Origin of the sequence: Hansschlegelia plantiphila, assembly GCF_027922265.1 — a bacterium.
Classification (GTDB): Bacteria; Pseudomonadota; Alphaproteobacteria; order Rhizobiales; family Methylopilaceae; genus Methylopila; species Methylopila plantiphila.
In genome coordinates this window covers 1-1,576 of the sequence record NZ_BSFI01000014.1, presented here as the reverse complement: position 1 = coordinate 1,576, position 1,576 = coordinate 1, and the positions used below count along the sequence as shown (strand labels likewise).

Sequence of the window (1,576 nt, the reverse complement as noted above, 5' to 3'; positions counted from 1 at the left end):
GTTTAAGCGAGTTTCATGACGACGGCTTTTGTTTCGAGGTATGCGTCGACGTGGTGGAGTCCGGATTCGCGTCCGTATCCGCTGGCCTTGTAGCCTCCGAAGGGGACGGCGGGGTCGAGGCCGCCATAGGTGTTGACCCAGACGGTGCCGGAGCGGATGGCTTTGGCCATGCGGTGGGCGGTTGCGACGTTCTGCGTCCAAACGCCGCCGCCGAGGCCGAAGGGGGTGGCGTTGGAGATGGCGGCGGCCTCCTCGAGCGTGTCGAAGGGGATGGCGGCGGCGACCGGGCCGAAGATCTCCTCCTGTGCGACGCGCATGTCGTTGTTGACGCCGGAGAGCACGGTCGGCTCGATGAAGTAGCCGTGCTTGAGCGCGCCCTCGGTGAGGCGCTTGCCGCCGGCGGTCGCGACGGCGCCTTCGCCGAGCCCGACGTCGATATAGCCTGCGACGCGCTCGAGCTGGGTCGCGTTCACGACCGGGCCGATCTGGGTCGCGGGGTCGATGCCGGCGCCGACCTTGAGCGAGCGGGCGTAGGCGGAGACGCGCTCGACGAACTCCTCGTAGATCGGGCGCTCGATCAGCAGCCGTGTGCCGGCGCAGCAGATCTGGCCGGTGTTGGCGAACACGCCCATGCCGGCGCCGGGGACGGCGAGCTCCATGTCGCAGTCGGCGAAGATGACGTCCGGGGACTTGCCGCCGAGCTCGAGGGTGACGCGCTTGATGTTGCCCTTGGAGGCCTCGATGATCTTGCGGCCGGTGACGTCGGATCCGGTGAAGGCGACCTTGTCGACGCCCATATGGGCGGCGAGCGCTGCGCCCGCGTCATGTCCGAAGCCGGGCACGACGTTGACGACGCCTTCGGGCAGGCCCGCCTCGAGCAGCAGCTCGCCCAGCCTGAGGGCGGTGAGGGGCGCGTCTTCGGCGGGCTTCAGCACCATGGTGCAGCCGGTGGCGAGCACCGGGCCGAGCTTCCAGATCGTGGAGGTGAGGGGGGCGTTCCAGGGGGTGATGGCGCCGACGACGCCGACGGGCTCCTTCAGCGTGTAGGTGAAGACCTCGCCGGGGAAGGAGTTCGGCAGGGTCTCGCCGTGGATGGTGGTGCACATGCCGGCGTAGAAGCGGATCAGGCCGAGGGCGCGCGTCTTGCGGGCGCGGGCGAAGGTGATCGGCGCGCCCATGTCGAGCACGTCGGTCATGGTGAGCTCCTCGAAGTTCGCCTCGACCAGGTCTGCGAACTTGAGCAGGATCTCCTGGCGCTGGAACGGCGTGAAGCGGCTCCAGGGCCCCTCGAAGGCGCGTCGGGCGGCGGCGACGGCGAGGTCGACGTCGGCCGCGCCGCCCTCGGCGACGCTCGCGAGAAGCTCGCCGGTCGCGGGGTTGCGGGTCTCGAAGGTCCGCCCCGACAGGGCGTCCACAGACTTGCCGTCGATGATGAGCCGCCTGGTCGGAACGCCGGCCGACGGGGCGGGGGCGAGGCTGAGGGTCATGGTCATGGAGCCGTTCCGGTCTCTCGGGAGTGGACGCGCGCAAAAAGCCGAAGCCAAAACGCCTCAGACAAACAACGCGCGAAGATGAT

Annotated in this window: 1 protein-coding gene; it reads right to left on the bottom strand. The window is 69.2% G+C overall.

All coding sequences use genetic code 11. The annotated features are described in order from the left end of the window. Nucleotides 1-2 precede the first annotated feature (2 nt). Entirely contained in the window at nt 3-1,487 is a 1,485-nt protein-coding gene (locus PKE75_RS13140) for an aldehyde dehydrogenase family protein (RefSeq protein WP_428979140.1), read from the bottom strand. Between the last annotated feature and the right edge of the window lie 89 nt (nt 1,488-1,576).